Annotated in this window: 16 protein-coding genes; 10 read left to right on the forward strand and 6 right to left on the reverse strand. The window is 68.5% G+C overall.

Translation table 11 applies throughout. The features are described from left to right. Positions 1-43: 43 nt before the first annotated feature. The gene (locus JRI60_RS19025; RefSeq protein WP_430384388.1) at positions 44-901 is read left to right on the forward strand and encodes a hypothetical protein; all 858 of its coding nucleotides are present in this window, start codon (positions 44-46) and stop codon (positions 899-901) included. After that, positions 885-1,589, forward strand: a complete 705-nt coding sequence (locus JRI60_RS19030; RefSeq protein WP_204227279.1) for a metallophosphoesterase family protein — start codon at positions 885-887, stop codon at positions 1,587-1,589. Before JRI60_RS19025 ends, JRI60_RS19030 begins: the two co-directional genes overlap by 17 nt. A 9-nt stretch (positions 1,590-1,598) precedes the next feature. Here the strand turns inward: JRI60_RS19030 and JRI60_RS19035 are convergent, their stop codons facing one another. The 4 genes from JRI60_RS19035 to JRI60_RS19050 are packed head-to-tail and all read right to left on the reverse strand — an operon-like array spanning position 1,599 to position 6,260. After that, positions 1,599-3,095, reverse strand: coding sequence for a DUF4340 domain-containing protein (locus JRI60_RS19035; RefSeq protein ID WP_204227280.1), 1,497 nt, complete (start codon positions 3,093-3,095; stop codon positions 1,599-1,601). Next, positions 3,092-4,675: a GldG family protein gene (locus JRI60_RS19040; RefSeq protein WP_204227281.1), complete on the reverse strand. Its 1,584-nt coding sequence runs from the start codon at positions 4,673-4,675 to the stop codon at positions 3,092-3,094. The genes JRI60_RS19035 and JRI60_RS19040 overlap by 4 nt, the downstream gene beginning before the upstream one ends. Before the next feature lie 19 nt (positions 4,676-4,694). Further along, positions 4,695-5,489 carry an ABC transporter permease gene (locus JRI60_RS19045; RefSeq protein WP_204227282.1) on the reverse strand — a complete coding sequence of 265 codons (795 nt, stop codon included), beginning with the start codon at positions 5,487-5,489 and terminating at the stop codon, positions 4,695-4,697. 39 nt (positions 5,490-5,528) lie between these two features. Then, on the reverse strand, positions 5,529-6,260 hold the full coding sequence (locus JRI60_RS19050; protein ID WP_239470607.1) for an ABC transporter ATP-binding protein: 732 nt from the start codon (positions 6,258-6,260) through the stop codon (positions 5,529-5,531). A gap of 207 nt (positions 6,261-6,467) precedes the next feature. On the opposite strand from JRI60_RS19050, the gene JRI60_RS19055 reads away from it, so the two are divergent. Continuing rightward, on the forward strand, positions 6,468-7,664 hold the full coding sequence (locus JRI60_RS19055) for an aspartate kinase (protein WP_204227283.1): 1,197 nt from the start codon (positions 6,468-6,470) through the stop codon (positions 7,662-7,664). Between the two features lie 282 nt (positions 7,665-7,946). Then, the gene (locus JRI60_RS19060) at positions 7,947-10,328 is read left to right on the forward strand and encodes a N,N-dimethylformamidase beta subunit family domain-containing protein (RefSeq protein WP_343213413.1); all 2,382 of its coding nucleotides are present in this window, start codon (positions 7,947-7,949) and stop codon (positions 10,326-10,328) included. Positions 10,329-10,385: 57 nt separating this feature from the next. Here JRI60_RS19060 and JRI60_RS19065 read toward each other — a convergent pair whose 3' ends face one another. Then, positions 10,386-11,333, reverse strand: coding sequence for an ATP-binding protein (locus tag JRI60_RS19065; protein WP_204227285.1), 948 nt, complete (start codon positions 11,331-11,333; stop codon positions 10,386-10,388). A gap of 69 nt (positions 11,334-11,402) precedes the next feature. Further along, entirely contained in the window at positions 11,403-12,053 is a 651-nt protein-coding gene (locus JRI60_RS19070; protein WP_204227286.1) for a hypothetical protein, read from the reverse strand. A 280-nt stretch (positions 12,054-12,333) separates the two neighbouring features. Here JRI60_RS19070 and JRI60_RS19075 point away from each other — a divergent pair, with 280 nt between their 5' ends. From JRI60_RS19075 to JRI60_RS19100, 6 genes are all read left to right on the forward strand, one after another. Then, positions 12,334-15,948: a tetratricopeptide repeat protein gene (locus JRI60_RS19075; RefSeq protein WP_204227287.1), complete on the forward strand. Its 3,615-nt coding sequence runs from the start codon at positions 12,334-12,336 to the stop codon at positions 15,946-15,948. Next, positions 15,945-17,405 carry an adventurous gliding motility TPR repeat lipoprotein GltE gene (gene gltE, locus JRI60_RS19080; RefSeq protein ID WP_204227288.1) on the forward strand — a complete coding sequence of 487 codons (1,461 nt, stop codon included), beginning with the start codon at positions 15,945-15,947 and terminating at the stop codon, positions 17,403-17,405. The genes JRI60_RS19075 and gltE overlap by 4 nt, the downstream gene beginning before the upstream one ends. 120 nt (positions 17,406-17,525) lie before the next feature. Continuing rightward, positions 17,526-17,810 (forward strand): adventurous gliding motility protein CglF, encoded by a 285-nt coding sequence (gene cglF / locus JRI60_RS19085; RefSeq protein WP_204227289.1) that lies wholly within the window; start codon positions 17,526-17,528, stop codon positions 17,808-17,810. A 68-nt stretch (positions 17,811-17,878) separates the two neighbouring features. After that, positions 17,879-19,813 carry an adventurous gliding motility protein GltG gene (gene gltG, locus JRI60_RS19090; RefSeq protein ID WP_204227290.1) on the forward strand — a complete coding sequence of 645 codons (1,935 nt, stop codon included), beginning with the start codon at positions 17,879-17,881 and terminating at the stop codon, positions 19,811-19,813. A 119-nt stretch (positions 19,814-19,932) separates the two neighbouring features. Next, positions 19,933-20,547 (forward strand): adventurous gliding motility protein CglE, encoded by a 615-nt coding sequence (gene cglE / locus JRI60_RS19095; protein ID WP_204227291.1) that lies wholly within the window; start codon positions 19,933-19,935, stop codon positions 20,545-20,547. Positions 20,548-20,856: 309 nt separating this feature from the next. Continuing rightward, complete coding sequence (locus JRI60_RS19100; RefSeq protein WP_239470608.1) at positions 20,857-22,539, forward strand: DEAD/DEAH box helicase; 1,683 nt, start codon at positions 20,857-20,859, stop codon at positions 22,537-22,539. Positions 22,540-22,587 lie beyond the last annotated feature (48 nt).

The following is a 22,587-nucleotide window of genomic DNA, read 5'->3' on the forward strand; positions in this document are numbered from 1 at the left end:
GGGGGCTCCGACGAGAAAAAGGGCCCGTTCCTAGGTTTGCCCCATGGAAAAGCGACACCCCAACCATCCCGGGGACATGGGAATCGACGCCTCGCTCGCGGAGCGGGCCCGAACACCAGAGGAAATCAACGCCCGGGGCCGGGCCATCGAGGTGTTGCTGGACGCCGGTGTCCCGTTCCTGGTGGGCGGGGCCTACGCCTACGCCACCTATACGGGCATCTACCGGGACACCAAGGACCTGGACCTGTTCCCTCGCAAGCGCGACGCGGAGCGGGCGCTCGTGGCGCTGGAGAAGGACGGCTGGCGCACCGAGCGGGCCGACGAGGTGTGGATCTACAAGGCCTACCGGGGCGAGTACTTCGTCGACTTCATCTTCTCCTCCGGCAATGGCGTGGCCACCGTGGATGACGAGTGGTTCGTCCACGCGAGGTCCGCCTCCGTCTTCGGCTACCGCTGCCTCATCGCGCCGGCCGAGGAGATGATCTGGTCCAAGGCCTTCGTGAACGAGCGGGAGCGGTATGACGGGGCGGACATCAACCACCTCATCCTCAAGATGGGGACGGGGATGGACTGGGAGCGGCTGCTGCGGCGCTTCGACCGGTACTGGGAGGTGCTGCTCAGCCACCTGATGATGTTCCGCTTCGCCTACCCGTGTGAGCGCGACCTCATCCCCACGTGGCTGATGACGGAGCTGATGTCGCGCACGCTGGACACGCTCAAGGAAGGCAATTGGGACGAACGGCTGTGCCGCGGGAACCTCATCTCGCGGGTGAACTACGCGGTGGACATCCATCACTGGGGATACGGTGACGGACGGTCCTGGGACGAGCGAGATCGACAGAAGGGGGAGGCACGTGGCGCGGGACGCGAGCTCGAAAATACGGTTGGCGGCGGTCGGTGACCTGCACTGCCGCGAGGACCAGCACGGCCGCTTCCGCCAGCTCGTCAAGCACATCAACGCGGAAGCGGACATGTTGTTGCTCTGCGGGGACCTGACGGACCGGGGGATGGTGGAGGAGGGCAAGGTGCTCGCCGAGGAGCTGTCCGCCCTCCGGGTGCCGGTGGCGGCGGTGCTCGGCAACCACGACTACGAGCACAGCCAGGCGAAGGAGATCTGCGGCGAGCTGGCCCGGGTGGGGGTGCACATCCTCGATGGAGACCACTTCATCTTCGAGAAGGTGCTGGGCGTGGCCGGGGTGAAGGGCTTCGGCGGTGGCTTCGGCAACGCCACGCTGCAGGCCTTCGGCGAGGGACAGACGAAGTCCTTCGTGCAGGAGGCGGTGCACGAGTCGCTCAAGCTGGAAGCGGCGCTCAGCCACCTGGATACGCCGAAGAAGGTGGTCATCATGCACTACGCCCCCGTCCCCGAGACGCTGGAGGGCGAGAACATCGAGATCCGCCCCTTCCTGGGGACCAGCCGCCTGGCGATGCCGGTGGACCACTATGGGGCGGAGGCCGTCTTCCACGGGCACGCGCACCACGGTGCGCCCCAGGGGAAGACGAAGAGCGGCATCCCCGTCTACAACGTGGCGATGCCGCTCATGACGAAGATGCACCCCGAACAGCGCTTCCTGCTGCTCGAGGTGTGAGGCGGGGCCTCAGGGCGAGCCGTTCGCGGCCGGCACGCCCTGCATGAGGTCCTCGAGCTTCAGGGGCAGTGCGTCGAGCACGGACTTCTCCAGCTCGAGCACTTCCTCGGCCGAGCCGCGCGCCCACAGGCGCTTGGGGTTGCCCTTCACCTCGTTGCCGAGCGACAGGCGGGCCAGCTCCTTGCCCTGGGCGTCCAGCAGCACCACGCCGCGCGAGGAGTCGGAGATGCCATACTTGCCCCAGCTTTTGGGGCGGGCCTCGCCGAGCGCCGCGGCCTTGAGCTTCTCCAGCGAGCCCAGGAGCGAGGCCACCTTGAACTCGCGGGCCCTGCTGGGAATGGGCGCCACCACCTCCCACTGCTGGGTGTCCTGGGTCTTGGCCAGTCGGATGATGTCCCCGCCAGGGGCCGGGTGGATGACGAGCTGGTGCACGTCATCGACGGTGAACGCGAGCGCCTTCTTGTCCTTGAGCTCGGACACGGTGAGGTCCAGGACGTTGACGGTGTTGCTGTCCACCAGGGCGAGCACGGACTCCCGGCCCCACTCGCTCAGCGTGAAGATCTGCTGCATCCCATCCAGCGTCACCTCGGCGAGCCGCACGCGCACCGGATCGCCGGTGTTGGGGACGAAGAGTGCCTCCACCACGGGCTTCTCCAGGGCGGTCCGCACCTTCGCCTCGCGCTCCGCGTCGGGGAAGGTGAGGGCCCGATAGCCCTTGAACATGGACACCATGCTCGCCACCCGCTGGCCATCCGCGCGCAACGCCACCGGCTTCGTGAGCTGCCAGGGCTGGTCGGTGCTGGCGCGCTCCAGGGTGAAGGCGTTCTTGCGTGCCTTCACCTCGATGCGCAGCAGCGAGGGCTCGTTCACGGGGAACGCCTCGTGGTCCCTCCAGTCATTGGTGCGCTTCTGCACCGCGAAGCGGAGCGAGCCCTGGGAGGAGTACACGGTCGGATCTCCCTCGCGACGCACGTACACCGAGCCGTCGAAGCGGTTCTCGACGCCGGTGTGGAACGTCAGCGTGCGCTGGCGGGAGGGATCCTCCGCTCCGCCGCCCTGGGCGTTCGGCACATAGGCCCTGGCCGTCACGGTGACGACGGGCGGCTTGAGCCCGTAGCGCTCCAGGTCCGCGTCGGTGGGGTTCTTGTCCAACGAGCTCAGGAACTTCGCGGAGGCGAGCTCCTGGGTGAGGCCATCCACCTCGGCCTTGTTGGCCAGCGCGGACACCGGCGAGGTGACGCGCCACCGGCCCTCCACGAGCTCCATCACCGTCTTCGACCCCGCCATCTCCACGGTGAGGTGCGTGAAGACGGGCGCGACGGGCGCACCCCCGTCCTGGCCACGCTCGTCCGGGGCCTGGGTGACGAAGAGCTTGTCTTCCACTTCCTTGCGCTGGGCCTCCTGCTCCTCCGGCTTCATCACGCCGAAGTACGTGTAGAGCCCGAGCCCGCCAGCCACCAGGGTGGCGGCCAGCACACTGACGAGGTTCTTCTGCCTGGCGTTCACTTGTTTCGCCTCGAGAGCCAGATGGCCAGCCCCACGCCGAGCAGCGACAGGGGCAGGACGTCGGTGGACACGAAACGGATGCGGTTGAGCATCTCCGCATCCAGCTCCAGGGTGGAGGTGGCGCGGTCGGGCGGGCGGATGGTGATCTTCTCCACCTGCTGGGTGGCCCACCCGAGCGCGTTCATCACCAGGTTGCGGTTGCCCTCGTGGCCCCAGTTGGAGTCCAGGAGGAGCTCCGAGTCACCCACCACCACGAGCCGCGCTTCGTCGAAGCGCCTGGCCAACGCCTGGGAGGTATCGCGCGTGCTGGCCGTCACCAGGTTGAGCTGGCCCTTCTTCTCTCCCTCCGTGGGGGCCGGCTTGTCGTCGGGCGTCGTCTCCACCCAGCCGAAGGGCGAGGTGAGGAGCACCGGCGTCACCCTCACACCCTCGGCGAGGCCCTGGCTCAGCACGCCGATGCTGCGCGCGGTGGGGAACTCGATGTTGAGCTGCCGCTGGCTCAAGGGCTGGGCGATCTCATGCTTGCCGAAGAAGAGCGAGAGGACGACGTAGGGGCTGCCACCGTTGAACTGACCATCGGCGACCACGCCCTTGTCGAGCTCCACGCCGTACTCGGCGAGCAGCTTCGCCAGCTCCGGGCCGGGCTCTCCATAGGCCTCGGCGAAGTAGAGCAGCCGGCCACCGGCGGCGAGGTACTGGCGCAGCGACTCCACCTCCGGCGGGCTGAAGGGAGCCTTGGCGCCGGCGATGAGCACCAGCGAGGCATCCCTCGGCACCGTGGTACCGCCCGCGAGGTTCAGCTCCCGGGGGGCGTAGCCCTCCTGGGCGAGCTGCTGCTTCAGCTCCGAGAGGCTCGTCGTCCGCCCGCGCTGGCCGGGCATGGGCACCTGACGGTCCAGGGGCCACTCGCCATGGCCCACCACGAAGTAGACCGTCTGGTCCCTCACCTTCGTCAGCTTGAGCAGGGCGTTGGTGAGCTCCTGCTCGCTGATGACGTTGAGCGAGGTGTGTGACTCGTTGGCGCCCTCGCCGCGCGTGAGCACCACCGTCGTCTGGCTGTCGCGCAGCTGGTATCTCTGCGCCAGGTCCGGGTGGCGGCGCGGATCCTTGAACGAGTAGTCGAACGTGTCCGGCGCCTCGGCGTGGTAGCGCTCGAAGGTGGCCTGCAGGCCCGCGTAGGCGGGGTGGTCCGGCTGCACGAAGCCGATGGCGTGCACCGGCTCCTTGATGGCCTTGAGCGTGCTCACCGTCTGGGGCGAGAGCGTGAAGACCTTCCGCTCGGTGAGGTCCCACCGCTGGTTCTTCTTGTGGGCGATGTAGTTGATGGCCACCAGCGCCCCCAGCGTCATCAGCACCATCAGCGCCGTGGTGCCGAAGAAGAAGCTGGAGCGCCGCGAGGCGAACTGGCCGAACTGCTTGAAGTTGGTGGCGAAGTACAGGCCCAGCATGATCGCACCGGCCACGGCCTTCGTGGCGGCGATGGGGATGGAGCCCGAGGTGAGGAAGAGGGTGAAGGGGCTGGAGAGCAGCAGCAGCAGCCCGAACACGCCGAGGATCTTTCCGATGTTGGCCGCTTTCATGGGCATCCTCGCGAGGGGCTCACGTCCATCGCTGCGCCTCCACCGTGCGGTGGCTGAGCAGCAGCGAGAAGAAAATGACGGACACGAAGAAGACGAGCGCCTTGAGATCCAACACGCCGCGCAGCAGGCCCGACAGCTGCACGTCGAAGGACAGGGCGTTGATGAGGGAGCGCACCGGCTCCTCGGTGCCCTCGGCGAGCCCGCTCAGGAACATCCACGGCAGCAGCACCGTGAAGCTGAGCAGGGCGGCCACCATCTGGCTCTCCGTCAGCATGGAGATGAACATGCCGATGGCCATGCACGTGGCGCCCCACAGCAGCAGCCCGCCATAGCCCAGCAGCACCGTGCTCCACTCGAGCGCGCTGCCGGACTCACCCTTGCCGAACACGGAGAGGATGACGGGGAAGACGATGGTGAGGCCCAGGGTGGCGGTGATGACGCCCAGGCCGCCCAGGTACTTGCCCAGGACGATCTCCAGGGGCCGGACCGGCGCCGTCATCAACAGCTCGAACGTCCTGTTGCGCTTCTCCTCGGCGAACAGCCGCATGGAGAGGAAGGGGGCCACGAAGAGGGTGATGAACATCACCGTGCCCCAGAAGGGCACCGCCACCCCATCGGTGAGGTTGCGGAACTGCTGCGGCACCTTCTCCCAGCCGTACACCCGGGCGAGCTCCTGGGCCTGCTGGAACTTGTAGAGGTTGTTGATGAAGAAGAAGGACGAGAGGGCCTGCATCGCGGTGAAGACCGCGTAGGCCCACGGCGTGGTGAAGTAGATGGACAGCTCTTTGCGAGCGATCGCCAGCGCGGTGCGCATGGGGTTCTCCGGAACCGTGGAAGGGGGGACGCGCGGGTGCTAGGCCGCGGTCAGCTTGATGAAGATCTCCTCCAGCGACACGTTCTCCGCCTTGCCGCCGTGCACGTGCGTCAGCTTGCGGATCTCGTCGTACGCCACCACCCGGCCCTGGTTGATGATGAGGACCTTCTCGCAGGTCATCGTCACCTCGGGGAGGATGTGGGTGGAGAGGATGACGGTGTGCTTGCCGGCCAGCCTCTTGATGAGGCCGCGCACCTCGGCGCGCTGGGCGGGATCCAACCCCTCGGTGGGCTCGTCGAGGATGAGCACTGGCGGGGAGCCGAGCAGGGCCTGGGCAATCCCCACGCGCTGCTTGTAGCCCTTGGACAAGTTCTGGATGACCCGACCCATGACGTCGGACACGCCGGCGAGCCCGCCCACCCGGTCCACCTCGGCGCGAAGGCCGCGGCCGGGCAGCCGCTTGAGCTCGGCGACGAACTTCAGGTACCCGGCCACCGTCATCTCCGGGTACAGCGGCGGGGTCTCCGGCAGGTAGCCGATCCGCCGTTTGACCTCCAGGGGCTGCTCGAAGACGTCGAAGCCCGCCACCCGGGCCGTCCCCTCGGAGGGCGGGAGGAACCCGGTGAGGATCCTCATCGTGGTGGACTTGCCCGCTCCATTGGGCCCGAGGAAGCCGAGGATCTGTCCCTCGGCGACCGAGAAGTTCAGGCGATCCACGGCGATCCGGTCGCGGTATCGCTTGGTGAGGTTCTGCACCTCGATCATCGGCATGGGATGGCTCCGTGGAGAAGCACTCGGTCGGCGGCCGATATAAAAGCCGTTTCCGACCTGTCAAGAAGGGCAGGCAGGCGTCGGGAACTGTCGGAACGGCGCTGGCGAGCCTTGTGCATGACGTGCTTCCAGTGTGTCTTGGCGGACACGCCCGGCAGGTTACCTGTGACCTTGACGGGCCCCTAGGAACAACGCAGCGGGTGCTTTATGCCGATCGTGGTGCAGAAGTACGGCGGCTCATCGGTCGCCGATGTGGAGAAGATCCGCAAGGTCGCACGCAGAGTAAAGGAGACGCGGGACCGGGGCTACCAGGTGGTGGTGGTGGTGTCGGCCATGGGGGACACGACGGACGAGCTGCTGGCGCTGGCCAAGCAGGTGTCGCCGGACCCGGCGCGGCGCGAGCTGGACATGCTGCTCACGTGCGGGGAGCGCATCTCCATGGCGCTCTTGTCCATGGCGCTCCAGGAGATGGGGGTGCCGGCCATCAGCTTCACGGGGAGCCAGAGCGGCATCATCACGAATGACGCGCACTCGCAGGCGCGCATCGTGGAGGTGCGGCCGTACCGCATCCAGGACGAGCTGGAGCAGGGCAAGGTGGTCATCGTCGCGGGGTACCAGGGCGTCTCCTACAAGAAGGAGGTGACGACACTGGGGAGGGGAGGCTCGGACACGACGGCGGTGGCGCTGGCGGCGGCGTTGAGCGCGGAGTCGTGTGAGATCTACTCGGACGTGGACGGGGTGTTCAGCGCGGATCCTCGGGTGGTGCCGGACGCGCGCAAGCTGGAGACGCTCTCGTACGACGAGATGCAGGAGCTGGCGAGCGCGGGGGCGAAGGTGCTCAACGCGCAGGCGGTGGAGTTCGCGAAGGCCAAGGGCATCGTCATCCTGGCGCGGACGGCGCACGGGCAGGGGAGTGGGACGGCGGTGCAGGAGCTGGTGGCGCCAGCGGACACGCGGGTGAAGGGGGTGACGGCGGAGGCGGAGATGGCGGTGCTGTCGGCGGCGGTGGAGGAGGTGCGGCTGCCGGAGCTGCTGGAGTTCCTGGACGCGCGAGGGGTGCGCGGCAGGGCGCTGGCGTTCGACGGGCTGCTGGGGCGCGAGGGGCGGGCGTTCATCGCGGTGCCGTTGCAGGACGTGCACGGGTTGGAGGCACTGAAGCGGGACGTGGTGGCGCGCTTCGGGGCGGCGGTGACGCTGCGCGAGGAGGTGGGGACGGTGACGGCGGTGGGGGCGGGGCTGAACGCGGACTGGAGCTACCTGCGCCGGGCCCTGGGGGTGGCGGAGGAGGTGGGCGCGAGGGTGCATGCGGTCCATACCTCGCCCCTCCAGCTCACGCTGCTGGTGGACAAGCCGTACCTGAAGCCGCTCACCGCGAGGCTGCACCGCGAGTTCCTGGGCAACTGAGGGCGGCTCGTGAGGTCTGGTGGACATTGAACTGTCCACGGGGGCGTCCAGGAAGGAGAGGAAGACTTCCCAGACTGGGTCTCATGCTTACCCTCGCAGCCCGAGAGGGTGGAGGCAGGCATGGGAAAGGGTGGTCGGATCATCGGGGTGTTGGTTTCCGTACTGTGCCTCCTGGGCCTGGTCGGAGGGTGTGAGGATTCCTCCTCCGGCGCGGGTGGTCGGGATGGTGGTGCGCGTGACACCCCACCGCTCCAGCGCTCGGATGGCGGGGAGCCAGACATCTTGGATGGAAGCGTGCCACCGCCGCCGGACCCGGATGGCGGCGTGCCGGACGGTGGAACGATTCCGCCGCATGACTCGCAAGCCATCCGCAAGGAGAACGCGCGCCAGGGGACGACGGCGTGGCGCATCAAGAAAGCGGCCAACACCAACGAGATCGAGGGCTACGCGCTCGTCTCCACGGTGTCGCCGGGCGAGCGGGTGCCCATCGCGGTGTCGGTGACGGGCTCTCCGCGCAAGTTCAGCTGGGAGGTCTATCGGCTGGGCTACTACGGGGGCACGGGGGCGCGAGAGGTGGCGCGGGGTGGCCCGCTGCAGGCGGTGCCGCAGGCGCCGTGTCCGGCGCAGCAGCCCACGGGCATCGTCGCCTGCAACTGGACGCCGACGCTGGAGCTGGTGACGAACGGGTGGATGCGCGGGGTGTACGTGGTGAAGCTGGTGCGCGAGGACGGCTACCAGCGCTACGTGCCGTTCTTCGTGAGGGATCCGCTGCCTCGCTCGGAGGTGACGGTGATCATCCCGACCGCGACCTGGCAGGCCTACAACACGTGGGGCGGCACGAGCCTCTACGACGACAAGTTCCGCATCACCGGGGTGGGGCGCGGCTTCCAGGCCTCGTACGACAGGCCCTACTACCGCGGCTACGGCTCGGGCCACCTGCTGGACGATGACCAGGGCCTCATCATGTGGCTGGAGGCGCAGGGGCTGGACGTCACCTACGTGACCAACGAGGAGTTGGATCGCAGCGAGGACGCGCTGCGCGAGGCGAAGGTCCTCATCATGTCCGGGCACGACGAGTACTGGACGCGCACGCTGCGCGACCGTGCCGACAAGGCGCAGGCCGAGGGGCTGTCGATCATCAACCTCGGGGCGAACCAGGCCTACTGGCAGGTGCGGCTCGAGTCGGCGGCGGATGGCCGGCCGCGGCGCATCATCACCTGCTACAAGGGCGACGCGAGGGACCCGGTGGGGGTGAGGAGCCTGGACCGCTCGACGAAGTTCAGGGACCTGGCCACGCCGCGCCCGGAGAACTCGCTGCTGGGGGTGATGTTCTCCAGCCGCTGGCACCAGTTCGCCTTCCCGACGGTCATCACGAACCAGGGGCACTGGGCGCTGGAGGGCACGGGGCTGAGGAACGGGGACACGCTGTGGCGTGCCAACGGCTACGAGCAGGACCAGGTGGTGGACAACGGCCGGTCGCCCGCGGGGCTGGAGGTGCTGGCCGAGTCGCCCGCGTTGTCGCTGCAAGGGGCGTTCGGCTTCGGGCAGATGGTGGTGTTCCGCAAGGGGGACGCGTGGGTGTTCTCGGCGGGGGGCATCGACTTCGTGCACACGCTGGGGACGACGGAGGCGGCGGATCCGCGCGCGGCGCGCATCGTGGCCAACGTCCTCTACCGCGCGCTGGGGAGGCAGGTGCCGCAGGATCTGGTGGTGCTGCCGACGACGCAGCTGCCGCGAGCGCGAGGCCCCTACGCGACCGACGTGCGGACGGTGGCCGGGCAGCCGGGACGCCGGGGTGATCAGGACGGCGAGCCGGGCCGGGGGCTGCTGGCGGCGCCGGTGGCGGTGGCGGTGCTGCCCGGAGGTGGCTGGGCGGTGGCGGACGCGCTGGCGAACGAGGTGAAGCGGGTGGGGCCGGACGGGAGCATCTCGACGCTCTCCTCGGTGAAGCTGAATGGCCCGATGGGGATCGCCGCGGACGCACAGGGGAACGTCTACGTGGCGGACTCGGACAACTACTGCATCCGGCGCATCACGCCGGACGGGACGACGACGGTGTTCGCCGGGGCGGTGATGGAGCCGGGGCTGATGGACGGACCCGCGGCGCAGGCGCGCTTCAACCAGCCGGCGGGGCTGTTCGTCACGCCGCAGGGGGAGCTGCTGGTGGCGGACCTGGGCAACGGCGTCATCCGGCGGATCGATCTGCTGACTCCGGGCTATCCAGTGACGACGCTGCCGGCGAACCTGTGGCTGTACCGGCCGTCGGCGGTGGTGCAGGCGCCGGACGGGACGGTGTACGTGGTGGAGACGGGCATGTCGCGCGTGGTGGCGCTGCGCAACGGGACGGTGAGCGTGCTGGCTGGCTCTCCGCCGGGAGGCTTCGCGGAAGGGCAGGGCGAGGACGCGCGGATGCTGCCGTACCTGGGAATCGCGGTGCTGCCGGACGGGAGTCTGGCGGTGTCGGATCCGGGCAACTACCGGGTGCGGCGCATCTCTCCGCACGGGACGGTGACCACGCTGGCGGGCTCGGGCCGCTTCGGGGCTCGCGATGGGACGGGGGATGACGCGGACCTCGTGCTGCCGGCGGGTCTCGCGGTGGGTCCGGACGGGACGCTGTACGTGGCGGACTCGGGCAACGCGTTGCTGCGCGCCATCACGCCGTAGCGCGTGCCCGGCCACTGCGGAGACCCGCGGGTCGTCGACGCGGGTCTCCAGTGAGGATCAGCGTCCCGAGCGCATTCCGCCCGGAGGCGGACCCGGCCTGGGTTCCAGCTCCTGCCGCATGCGCCGCTGATCCGGCGTCGTCTCCTTCGGAAACTCCACGAAGTTGCACATCTCGCACAGCCGGCTGTAGATGCGCTCGCCCACACGCTCGCGCAGCAACTCCATCTCGCGCGCCGCGCTCTTCGTGTCCTCCGTGGAGCGGTAGCCGCTCGGAGCGGCGGCGCGCGTGCCGCGGCGCTCGGGCTCCAGCGAGTAGTTCGTCGCGAAGAGCGTCGTGCGCGCCGCGTTGTAGCGCCGGGCGATCAGCTCATCGAGCGTCTCCATCTCGAACTGGCTGCCGCGCCCCTTGCCCATCTCGTCGATGGCCAGCACCTCGACCTCCGACAGCGGGCCGATGATCTCCCCGCCGCTCTTGCCCTCCTGGAAGCCGCGCCGGATGGTGGCGTAGAGCAGGGAGATCTCCACGTACCGGGCCTCCAGCCCCACCTCGAGCACCAGGTGCTTGAGCGTGGCCGCCAGCAGGTGCGTCTTCCCCGTGCCCACCGGCCCGCTCAGGATGAAGCCCTTGTTCACCCCCGCCTTGTCGTAGTGGTGGGCGAAGTGCATCGCCAGGTTGCGCGCCCGATCCTGCGCCTCGTTGAAGGCGCGGTAGCCCTCGAAGCTCGCGTGCGCCATCACTCCGGGCAGCCCCACCTCGTTGAAGTGCTCGAGCCGCTTCGCCCGCCGCTGGCACACGCACGGCACCAGCACCTCGTAGCGCTTGGGGCCCACCTTGGCGCTGAAGGACTCCTCGCGCACCTCGTACGCGTAGCCGCGTCCCTCACACAGCTCGCACCGGGCCGAGCACGTGCACACCCGCGCGTGCGCCCGGTCTCCACGCCGCTCGATGACGTATGTCCGTCCCCCACACTCGCCACACACCTCGCCGATCGCCTTCGTGACCATGGCCGCAGGCCATAGCAGAGCGCCCTGACGCGCGTCAGCCCGCTACACGCACGTTCAGTCGGCTACCCTCTAGGCATCCATCAGCCCCAGCCGCCGGCGCACCACCGCCAGCAGCCGGAAGCGCCGCGCCAGCCGCCGCGCCCGGAAGGACATGTACTGCTGATCCGCGTCCTCCCCGTGCGCCGAGCGCCACAGCTCCAGCCGCTCGGAGAAGGGCAGGGCGCGCAGCAGCAGCATCCCCACCAGCGTCTCCTGCGCCTCCATCCGCGCGAACTCGCCGGGCACCTCCCGCAGGACCGTCTCCATCAGCAGGCCGATCCGCGGCGCCAGCACCGGCTCCGCCTCCGCCAGCCGCTCCAGCGAGGCCCTCAGCTGCCCGTGTCGCAGTTCCTCCCACGTTCGCGCCTTCGCGGCGCGCCGGCTGTTCTCACTGCCCGCGCCCGCCGCGCGCTCCCGGTGCTTCTTGATCTCCGCCTCCACCTGTTTGCGGCAGGCGCGCAGGCTGCGCAGCACGGGCTCCCCGGGGCGCGCGTCCCACAGGGCCTTCTCGGCTGATCGGGCGATCCCCCGCGCCACCACCTCGAAGGGAACTCCCTGCGTGGCCCAGGACGTCAAAAGCTCCACATCCAGGGCGGACAGCATCAGTCCGCTGCCTCGAATTGCGAGGAAGTAATCCTGCACCAGCTCCTCGAAGCTGGCGCTCTCGGGCAGGAGGCTCATGAATCGCTACGTCTCCCAGGTGTGCAGCCGGACGGCCGGGGGCAAGGTTCCCCCTTACCAGCCGGGGCTGACATCGCAACTCGCGAAACGCTTCCCGCACAGCCTTCCTGGAATCTTTCCGGCCGCATTGCACCGAGCCAGCATGCCCCGAAGGCCCTGTTGACCCGCCCCAACGCACCGCGCATAGTGCGCAACCTTCCAGATGGAAATTCCCGAAGAGTCCCGGACACTTGCCGAGCAGGCAGGAGACCGGGCCGGTAGAACCCAGCAGAGGAAACACATGCGCCGCACGCTCCTCCTCAGCCTCCTGCTCATGGCCTCGATGGCCCACGCGCAGGAAAAGAAAGCGCCGCGCGACGCCAACCTCGGCAAGAAGAGCTCCACTGCCGTGGTGGACAAGTCGCTCGCTGGCGACATCAGTCGTAAGAAGGAGAAGCAGGACAACGCGCCCGCCCTCCAATACGACCAGTTCCGTCTCGGCGTGGAGGGGCAGGTCGCCTCCAAGCGCCGCGAGCAGATCGAGTCGCTCAAGAAGATCATCTCCCTGTCGGCGGACGCCAAGGAGCAGCCCTCGCTCCTGTTCCGCCTGGGCGAGCTGTACTGGGAAGAGTCCAAGTACTACTTCTTCGAGGCGAACCGGAAGGACGACGAGCTCATCGAGGCGATGAACCGGGGTGACTCGGCCGCCCAGAGCCGCGCCAAGGCCGCCAAGGCCGAGCTGCTCACCCGGCAGAAGCAGTACGGCAAGCTCGCGCTCGAGCAGTACACGAAGATCGTCCAGGAGTACCCGGACTTCGAGCGCTCGGACGAGGTGCTCTTCTTCCTCGGCACGTACCTGATGGAGGACGGCCAGGACCGCAAGGCGCTGGTGGCCTTCAAGCGCCTGGTGGAGAAGCACCCCAAGTCCAAGTACATCCCCGACGCCTACCTGGCCTTCGGCGAGTACTACTTCAACAATTCGAAGGGCAAGCGCGCGGACCTGGAGAAGGCGCTGGCCGCCTACAAGAAGGCCGCCGAGTTCCCCGAGAGCCAGGTGTACGCCTTCGCCCTCTACAAGCAGGGCTGGTGCTACTTCAACCTGGCGGACTACCCGAACGCCAAGGACAAGTGGAAGGCGGTGGTCCTCTACGGTGAGCTGGCCGGCGCGCAGGCGCTGGAGAAGGACGGCAACGCCAAGAAGACCAACTCGCTGGCGCGTGAGGCGCGCACCGACTACGTGCGTGCCTATGCGCGCGAGGGCGACGTGATGCTCGCCCGCGAGGACTTCTCCAAGGTGGCCAGCAACCCCGAGGACCGCTTCGCGATGATGCGGACCCTGGCCAACATGTACTACGGCGATGGCAAGGACCGCGAGGCGGCCATCACCTACAACTCCCTCATCAAGGAGAAGCCGCTGTCGCCCGAGGCCCCGGGCTTCCAGGGCCGCATCGTCGACATCGTCCTTCGCATGGGCAACAAAGAGCGCACCGTCACGCAGGTGCGCCGGCTCGTGAAGATCATGAAGGAGGTCGAGGGCTCCGGCGTCATCAAGGACGACAAGGACAAGAAGGCCCTGGCCGAGGCGAAGGATCTGTCCGAGCGCACCCTGTCCAACCTGGCCGTCACCTGGCACAACGAGGCCAAGAAGACGCGCGAGGAGGCCACGTTCGGGTACGCCGACATGATCTACTCGGACTACCTGACGCTCTTCCCGGAGAGCCCCAAGGCGTACGACCTGCGCTTCTTCTGGGCGGAGTTGCTCAACGACAACCTCCAGAAGTTCGACAAGGCCGCGGCCAACTACACGCTCGTCGTCCTCCAGGACGTGAAGCTGCTGGAGGCCAAGGACGAGCAGGGCAACCCCAAGCCGGGCAAGCCGGGCAAGTGGCTGAACAACGCCGCCTACAACGCCGTGCTCGCCTATGACGAGATGGTGAAGGACGCCGAGTCCAAGGGCGCCTTCAAGGACGTCGACACCAAGGACATCCGCAAGAAGGCCGCGATTCCGCAGGGCAAGAAGGACCTGCTGGAGGCCTGCGAGCGCTACCTCAAGTACGTGAGCAAGGGCGACAAGCGGGTGGAGATCGCCTTCAAGGCGGCCAACATCTACTACCGCCACAACCACTTCGACGAGGCGGTGCTGCGCTTCAGCGAGATCGCCCTGGGCTCGCCCGAGTACAAGTTCGAGTCCGGCGAGCGCGCCGCGGAGATCGCCGCCAACCTGGTGCTCGACTCGTACAACCTGCTCGAGGACTGGGCGAAGGTGAACGAGTGGGCGCGCCGCTTCTACAACAACGACAAGCTCGCGGTGGGCAAGTTCCGTGAGGACCTGTCCAAGGTCATCGAGCAGTCGGCGTTCAAGCTCGTGAGCCAGCTGGAGGCGAAGAACCAGTTCGCGAAGGCGGCCGAGGCCTACCTGTCCTTCGTGGCCGACTTCCCGCAGACGGAGATCGCCGACGTGGCGCTCTTCAACGCCTCGGTGGACTACTACAAGGCGAAGATGCTGGATAAGGCCATCCAGGTGCGCCAGCGCATCATCGAGCAGTACCCCGCGTCGCGCTTCGTGCCGGAGTGCATCTACAACAACGCGGAGGCGCTCGAGGCCATCGGTGACTTCAGCGAGGCCGCGGACGTGTACGAGCAGTACGTCAACGGATACGAGGCCAGCCTGTCCGGTGGTGGCAAGGCCGTGGTGGCCAGGAAGGCGGCGCCCGCTCGTGCCAAGAAGGGCAAGGGCAAGGGCAAGGCGGCCGCGAGCCCCGTGGTGTCCGACAAGCCCGGCCAGCCTCAGAAGTGGGAGGAGTCCAAGGCCCAGGTGGCGCTCTTCAACGCGGCCACCTACCGCGAGGGTCTCGGCCAGTTCAAGGCGGCGCTGGCCCTGCGCGAGCGCTACCTGACCGTGTGGCCCAAGGCCAAGGACGCCGAGGACATCTTCCTCTCCATCGTCGACCTGCACGTGAAGACGGGCAACTTCAACAAGGCCATGGGTCAGCTGGAGGAGTACGAGCGCCAGTACATCCGCAGCCCCAGCAAGGTGCTGATGGCCGAGGGCCGCATCGCCGACATCTTCGAGAACAAGATGCACAAGGAGCGCGACACCGCTCGCCTCTACGGCCGCATCCTCGACTACTACGAGAAGCTGCCGCGCCGCATGCAGCAGTCCCTGGAGAAGCCGGCCCTGGAGGCCGTGGCCCGCGCCCAGTACCGCAGCGTGGAGCCGGACTTCCAGTTCTACTCGCGCCTGAAGCTCTCCTGGGGCCGTCCGCCCAGCCCGGACAAGCTCAAGGGCTCCATCGCGGAGAAGAACAACTCGCGCGAGGTGGTGGAGAAGAAGTACGTGCAGACGGTGTCGCTCGGCGCGGCCGAGCCCGCTATCTGCGCCCTGCACCGCATCGGCCTCATCTACGACAACTTCGCCGACAAGATCAGCAACGCCCCCATGCCTCCCGGCATCGACGAGGAGACCGAGGGCGCCCTGCGCGAGGAGTTCGGCAACCAGTCCCTGCCGCTCAAGGAGAAGGCCGCCGAGGCGTTCTCCACCGCGGTGCTCAAGAGCCGCGAGCTGAGCGTCTTCAACACCTGCGCCGCCGAGAGCCTCAAGATGCTGCGCGACACCTACCGTCCGGAGCAGTTCCCGACGATGGTCGAGGAGAAGGTGGCCCTCTCCAAGGGCCGTGACCTGGCCATCGGAGGCGATCTGCTCGCCGCCATCCAGGACGTTCCGCCGCCCGTCGTCGAGGCGGCCCAGGACGACAAGGGCAAGACCGAGGAGGTGGTCGAGGACGTGTCGGATCTGGCCAAGCGGCTGCAGCAGCAGACCGCCACCCAGGTCGACGGGCCGGCCGCCCCCACCAAGGAAGGCACTCCTCGCAAGTCCGCCGTGGATGATCAGGAACCGGAGGACTTCCTCAAATGAATCGCACCCCCATGATGCGCTCACTCCTCCTGGCCGCGCTCGCGGCACTCCTCGCCACCGGCTGCACGGGCACCAAGGCCGCCGGTCCGGGCACGGGCACCACGGGCAAGGCGAACGTCGCCAAGTCCAACGAGCCCGTCTCCATCTCCAACCGCGCCAAGCTGCTCTTCGATGACGCGCTCGGCGCCTTCGAGGCCCAGAAGAAGGCCAACGCCTTCGACTACCCGTCGCTCGAGCGCAAGTTCAAGGCCGCGCTGGACGCGGATCAGAACCTCGCCGAGGCCGAGTACAACCTCGGCGTCATCGCCGAGCGCCAGGGCAACCAGAAGGAGGCCATCGCCCGCTACCAGGCGGCCCTCCAGAAGAAGCCCACGCTGCGCCAGGCCTCGGAGAACCTGGCGGTGATCGCCCAGAACTCGGGTGACATCGCCGGCGCGGTGGGCATCTACCAGGGCGTCCTGAAGACGTACCCGGACGACGCCAGCAGCCGCGCCCGCCTGGCGGAGATCTACCGTCAGACGGGTGACCACGATAAGGCCATGGAGTTCTCGCGCGCCGCCCTCATGCGCGAGCCCCAGTCCGTCACCGCCTACAAGGTGATGATGCGCAGCTACCTGGAGCGCAAGCAGCTGGCCATGGCCAAGCTGGTGGCCCTGCGCGCGCTGAAGATCGACCAGAACGATCCCGAGCTGCACCACACCATCGGCCTCATCCTCCTGCAGGAGGAGAAGAAGGACGAGGCGCGCCTGGAGTTCCGGCGTGCCATCGAGGTCCGCGCCGACTACGTGCCCGCGCACGTGCAGCTGGCGCAGCTGGCCCTCGAAGTGGAGGACTACCCCGGCGCCGAGGAGCACCTGCGCCGCATCCTCCAGGCCGACAGCAAGAACGCCCCCGCCCACCTCAACCTCGGCATCGCCTACAAGGGCCAGGGTCAGTTCGACAAGGCCATGCAGGAGTACGACGAGGCGGAGAAGCTCGACCCGAAGCTGGCCGCCATCTACTTCAACCGCGGCGTCATCCTGCACCGCAACAAGGGCGCTCCGGACCGGGCCATCGAGCTGTACCGCAAGTACATCAGCCTGTCCGGTGGCGAGGTGGCCCTCAACGCCGAGCACCCCATCTTCAACCTGCTGCGCGAGGCGGAGTCCATCGTCCAGGCCCAGCGCGAGGCCGTCGCCGCCGAGGAGCAGGCCAAGAAGCTCGAGGAGCTCCAGAAGCAGCAGCAGGAGCTGATGAAGGCCGAGGAGGCCAAGCAGGGCACCGTCAACGCCGCGGGCACCAACGCCCCGGCTCCCACCCAGCCCGCGGGTGCTACCCAGCCCGCCGGGGATGTCAAGCCCGCTGGCGACACCCAGCCCGCCGCCAATCCGCCCGCTGCTTCTCCTCCGGCCAACGCGCCGCAGCAGAAGAATCCAGCCAAGCCGGATTCGAATGAACCCACCGACGATCTCTTCTGATCGCGGTGGCAGTGGTCAGGGTGGGGGGATAAATGAGAATCTTCGTCCGTTGGCGCCGGAATCCGGCGCCAGTGGACGTGACGCGGGGACCCCGGAGGGGGGAACCGCTCGGAGGCAGTCATGAGGAAGCTCCTGATGCTGTGTGCGGTGCTGGCGGTGGCTCCGGCCTTCGCCCAGGACGAGGGTGGGTCGGGCGACAGTGGTGGCGGCAGGGCGGCCGGTGGTGGCAAGGCCCAGAAGGGTGGTCCGCAGACCATCGACTTCGAGGACGACACCATCGAGGGCGACCTCACCAAGCCGGACGGCGAGTACGTCGAGGCGCGCAAGAAGGTCCAGCACTCCAACCTCATCCGTGTTCGCGAGGACTTCGAGGACAAGGTGATGCAGTCGGTGGGCGAGCTGTGAAAATCGTTGGGAACCCACCGACGAACGCGTTGTCCTAGAGATCGCCGAAAGCCAACTGGGGAATTTCAATGCCCGTGCCTCTGACACTCAAGGTCTTCAAGGGTGACACGCTCGTCACCGCGAAGGACTTCGAGCGCGACATCATCAAGATTGGCCGTCTCGCCTCGGCACACCTGTGCCTGGAGGACGAGAAGGTCAGCCGCATCCACTCCGTCATCGAGGTCGCCGCCGACGGCAGCCTGTCCATCATCGACATGGGCAGCGTCGAGGGCACCTACGTCAACGGCAAGCGGGTCAACAAGGGCCAGCTGGTCTTCGGAGACGAGATCAAGGTGGGTGGCACCACCATCCGCCTGGAGAACCCGGCCGCCGTGGCCGCGGTGAACCTGGCGACCGCAGCCGCCACCGTTGCCCCCGCCGCGGCCGCGGTGGCTCCGGCGCCCGAGCGCCCGCTGGCCGCGGGCCTCGCGCAGGCCGCGACCCCGGCGCCGACGGTGACTCCCGCTCCCGTGGCGGTGGCGCCGCAGCCGGTGGCCGCTCCGGCTCCCGCTCCCGTGCAGAAGGCCGCGCCGCAGCCGGTGGCCGCGCCCGTGGCGCATGCCGAGGCCCCGGCCGCCGAGCCCGTTCCGCGCGTGCGCCGGGTGGCTCGCAAGGGCAGCGGTCCGCTCGGTCTGGGCCTGCACTTCATGTGGGGCGACCAGCGCGTGGGCGAGTTCTTCCTGCCGCCGGGCAAGAAGCAGTCCTTCACGGTGGGCAGCGCCAAGGGCGTCAACTTCATCATGGGCGACGCCAAGCTGGGCGGCGAGCGCTTCGAGGTGGTGCGCACGGATGGCCAGTCCTTCACCGTGCTCTTCACCGGCAAGATGAAGGGCGAGCTCACCCGCAAGGGCGAGACGATGGACCTCAAGGCCGTCATCGAGTCCGGCAAGGCCAACCACGAGGGCGAGGCCTACGCGCTCACCCTCAAGGACGATGACTTCATCTCGGTGGACCTGGGCGGCGTGACGCTCGAGGCCCTCTACGAGTCGGTGCCCAAGAAGGCCTTCGCGCCGCTGGGCGAGTCGGTGGACTTCACCGTCCTCAACATCTTCCTGCTGACGTTCTTCCTCGGCGCGATGTTCGTCATCGCCGCGGCCAACCATGCCGCCGCGGGCGATGAGTACGCGGACGAGCTGGCGGGCACCAACGCGCGCATCGCCAAGCTCATCGTCAAGCCGCCCGAGACGCAGAAGAACAAGTTCCTCGAGAAGCTCAACCAGCAGAAGGCCGAGAAGCAGGCCGAGAAGCAGGCCAAGAAGAAGGACGACGGGCAGACGAAGAAGGAAGTCGTCAAGCAGGCCACCCCGAACTCCAACCAGGCCAAGCCCGACAAGAAGGCCGTGGCCAAGAACATGGCCGCGAAGATCTTCGGTGGTAAGGGCGGCGCCGCGAGCCTCTTCGGCGGTGGCGGCCTGGGCGGCGACCTGAAGGGCGCCATGGGCAACATGTTCGGCGCCAAGGTGGGCGCCGGTGGCGGCTTCGGCGGCCTCGGTCTGCGCGGCGGCAGCGGCGGTGGCGCGGGTGGCGGTGAGACCATCGGCATCGGCGCGGTCGGCACCAAGGGCCGCGGCGGTGGCATGGGTGGCTACGGCTCCGGCGTGGGCGGACTGGGCGGCAAGCAGAGCGTGGAAGTGGGCATCGCGGCCGAGGACGCCACGGTGTCGGGCTCGCTCGACAAGGAGCTCATCCGCCAGGTCATCCAGCGCAACAAGGGGCAGATCCGCTTCTGCTACGAGAGCCTGCTCAACCGCTACCCGAAGCTGGGCGGCAAGGTGTCCATCCGCTTCACCATCGCCTCCGAGGGCAACGTGGTGACGTCGTCGGTGGCCCAGTCCACCGCGGGCAACTCGGAGCTGGAGCAGTGCGTGGCCGGCCGCGTGCGCACCTGGTCCTTCCCCAAGCCCAAGGGCGGTGGCTCGGTGGTCGTCACCTATCCGTTCCTCTTCAAGGCGGCTGGTGAGTAGCCGGGTAGCCTCCCGCTGAGTGAAAAGGTTCAGGTGGGCGGTTCCCGTTTCGACGGGGCCGCCCATCTTGCTTTTTGGCGCTGGTGTCTCCGCCCTCCTGGGCTAACGTCCGCCCCCGTATGAAAGCCTTCCGCCCCTTCGTCGTTTGCGCTGCTCTGGCGATCCCCGCTCTTGCGAATGCGCAGGCCGCCGGTGACAGGCCAGCCGAGACCTTCAATGAGATCGAGCGCGGTCTCTACTTCTCGGTGTTCGGTGGCCCCTCGTTCATCGTCAATCCGCCCGCCTCCGAGGGTCCTCGTCCCTTCTCATCCGGGCAGATGGCCCAGGTGGAGGTGGGCGTGGACATTGGCGAGCGCCTGTCGCTCGGCCTCTTCGTGCTGGGCTCCTCCAATCGCGCCGGCTCGGACTACGTGGGCAACTCGGGCGGCACGGCCTCCGGAGACTTCTCCATGCTGGTGCCCGGCGCCGTGGTGCGCGCGCACCTGGTGGGCTTCGCCGATGCCCAGGAGGTCAAGCGCACGTGGATCTACGTCCGCGCCGGCGCTGGTTATGCCTTGTTCAGGCCCAAGCAGCTCCTCCCGGATCCCGACATTCTGGTTTTCGCGGGACCGGGTCTGGAGTACTACACACGCCTTCGTCACTTCTCGGTGGGTATCGAGGTGACGGGGTCGTTCCTCGTCAAGTCTCAGTCATTCGGGTTCGCGGTGACGCCGAACCTTCGCTACGCGTTCTAGCGGGAGAGTCACGTGCCTCAGGAGAATGGAAGCGGTGGGCCTCGTGGTGGGAGGGGTCGGGAGGGTGGTGCCCCCGGTCAGGGTCCTCGTCGAGAGGGTCCGGGTGGTGGTTTTGGTGGTCGCGATGGGGGAGGTCGGGGTCGGGGTGATGGCCCCGGGCGTGGCCGCGGTCGGGATCGCGCCGAGGGGCCCGTCGGCCCCGGTCAGCGCGTCATCGCCGAGCTGAGCACCCTCGAGAAGGCGCTGGGCAAGTCGGACTTCGCGGCCCAGAAGGCGCCGCTCGAGGCGATCGTCCGCTCGCTGCGGTCCATGCGGGTGAAGTCGATCGACGAGCTGGAGCTCAACGTCAAGGGCCGGCTCATCACCACGCTGCTGCGCGTGCAGCGTCAGGTCAAGCCGCCCATGCCCGAGACGTCGGCCGCTCCCGCGGGTGAGGCTGGCTCCGCCGAAGCCGGTGCCGCGGCCGAGGCCACGCAGGCTCCCGCGGCCAGCGAGCCGGCGCAGGCGGACGCGGGGGCGAGCGAAGGCTCTCCGGCAGCCGCTCCGGAGCAGGCCGCCGCGGGTGCACCCGCGGAAGGCGCCGCTCCGCAGGCTCCGGCGGCGGATCCGGTGAAGGAGAAGTACGCCGCCTACGTGGACGTCATGTACCTGGTGGGCCGCGCCTGGCGCGCCGCCGGAGATCAGGAGCGTGCCTCGGCGGCCTTCGCGCTGAGCGGCCGCGAGCCGCAGCCCGAGCGTGAGGAGCCCGCCGCCAAGCCGGCGGGTGAGCGCGGCGAGCGGCGTGAGGGTGGTCGCGAGGGCCGTGAGGGTGGTCGCGAGGGCCGCGATCGTCGTGAGCGCGGCGAGCGCGGCGAGCGGCGTGAGGGTGGTCGCGAGGCCCGTGAGGGTGGCCGCGAGGGTGAGCGCCGGGAGCGTCGCGAGCGGGGTGAGCGCGGCGAGCGGCGTGAGGGTGGCCGCGAGGGCCGTGAGGGCGAGCGCCGGCAGCCGCTGCCCGAGCTGACGGGCGACTGGCAGGAGCAGTCGAAGCAGCTCGAGACGATGGGCCGCACCCGCGACGCGGCGCGCATGCACGAGCGCAACAACTCCTTCGCCGAGGCCGCCCGGCTCTTCGAGGCCGGCGGGGACGTGAAGAGCGCGCTGCGCAACGCGCTGGCGGGCAAGGACAACGACGCCGCGCGCCGCCTCATGGCGACGGTGCCGCCGGAGCAGCTCGCGCAGACGCTCGAGAAGGCGGGTGCCTACGAGCTGCTGATGGAGATCTACATCGGCAAGGGTGACTTCGAGAACGTCGCCCGGCTGTACGAGCGTGCCCGTCAGTTCGACCAGGCGGCGCTCGCCTATGAGCGCGCGGGCAAGCTGTCCCTGGCGCGCAAGGCGTACGAGCGCACCCGTGACTTCGCGGCGGCCAACCGCATCCGCGACCTCGAGGTGAAGGCCCTGGTGGAGCGGGGAGACCGGCTCGGTGCCGCCACCCTGCTGGTGAACGCCGGCCGTGGCAAGGAGGCCGTGGACGTGCTCGGCACCCTGCCGCCGCCCAAGGCCTTCCACTTCCTCCAGCGGCTGAAGCTGGAGGAGGAGGCCAAGGCGCTCGCCCAGAAGGAACTGGCCCGCGCCGAGGCGGAGAACAAGCCCGCCGGCCGCGCCCGGTGGCTGGAGCTGCTCGGAGAGGCCGCCACCGCGGCGACGCTCTACGAGGAGATCGGCCGCAAGGAGAAGGCCATGGGGCTGTACGAGCAGATCGGCCACCTGCCGAAGGCCGCCGCCCTGGCGGAGGAGCTCCAGCTGAGGGACAAGGCGACCGAGCTGTACAAGAAGCTCGGAGATGAGGCGGGCGTGCAGCGCGCCCAGGCCCTGCCGGCCACGCCGCCCCCCAAGCGGCCCGCCGATGCCGCCGCGGCCGCCGAGGAGGCCGCCGAGACGGGCGCCGAGGGCACCCAGGGTGTCGAGGGCAGCTCGTCCGCTCCTGCTGCAAACGAGCAAGAAAGCCAATAAATCTCGACAGTTGGCGGGATTTGCGCGATTGCGGGGGGTGGTGAGCGG

Source organism: Archangium violaceum (genome assembly GCF_016887565.1).
Lineage (GTDB): Bacteria > Myxococcota > Myxococcia > Myxococcales > Myxococcaceae > Archangium > Archangium violaceum_B.

Excerpts from the sequence above, each read along its gene's own strand:
- JRI60_RS19100 (WP_239470608.1), top strand. The coding sequence starts at position 20,857 with ATGCGGGTGAAGTCGATCGACGAGCTGGAGCTCAACGTCAAGGGCCGG.
- JRI60_RS19065 (WP_204227285.1), bottom strand. The coding sequence starts at position 11,333 with ATGGTCACGAAGGCGATCGGCGAGGTGTGTGGCGAGTGTGGGGGACGG.
- JRI60_RS19075 (WP_204227287.1), top strand. The coding sequence starts at position 12,334 with ATGCGCCGCACGCTCCTCCTCAGCCTCCTGCTCATGGCCTCGATGGCC.
- JRI60_RS19050 (WP_239470607.1), bottom strand. The coding sequence starts at position 6,260 with ATGCCGATGATCGAGGTGCAGAACCTCACCAAGCGATACCGCGACCGG.
- gltG (WP_204227290.1), top strand. The coding sequence starts at position 17,879 with ATGCCCGTGCCTCTGACACTCAAGGTCTTCAAGGGTGACACGCTCGTC.
- gltE (WP_204227288.1), top strand. The coding sequence starts at position 15,945 with ATGAATCGCACCCCCATGATGCGCTCACTCCTCCTGGCCGCGCTCGCG.
- JRI60_RS19045 (WP_204227282.1), bottom strand. The coding sequence starts at position 5,489 with ATGCGCACCGCGCTGGCGATCGCTCGCAAAGAGCTGTCCATCTACTTC.
- JRI60_RS19025 (WP_430384388.1), top strand. The coding sequence starts at position 44 with ATGGAAAAGCGACACCCCAACCATCCCGGGGACATGGGAATCGACGCC.
- cglE (WP_204227291.1), top strand. The coding sequence starts at position 19,933 with ATGAAAGCCTTCCGCCCCTTCGTCGTTTGCGCTGCTCTGGCGATCCCC.
- JRI60_RS19040 (WP_204227281.1), bottom strand. The coding sequence starts at position 4,675 with ATGAAAGCGGCCAACATCGGAAAGATCCTCGGCGTGTTCGGGCTGCTG.
- JRI60_RS19055 (WP_204227283.1), top strand. The coding sequence starts at position 6,468 with ATGCCGATCGTGGTGCAGAAGTACGGCGGCTCATCGGTCGCCGATGTG.
- JRI60_RS19070 (WP_204227286.1), bottom strand. The coding sequence starts at position 12,053 with ATGAGCCTCCTGCCCGAGAGCGCCAGCTTCGAGGAGCTGGTGCAGGAT.
- cglF (WP_204227289.1), top strand. The coding sequence starts at position 17,526 with ATGAGGAAGCTCCTGATGCTGTGTGCGGTGCTGGCGGTGGCTCCGGCC.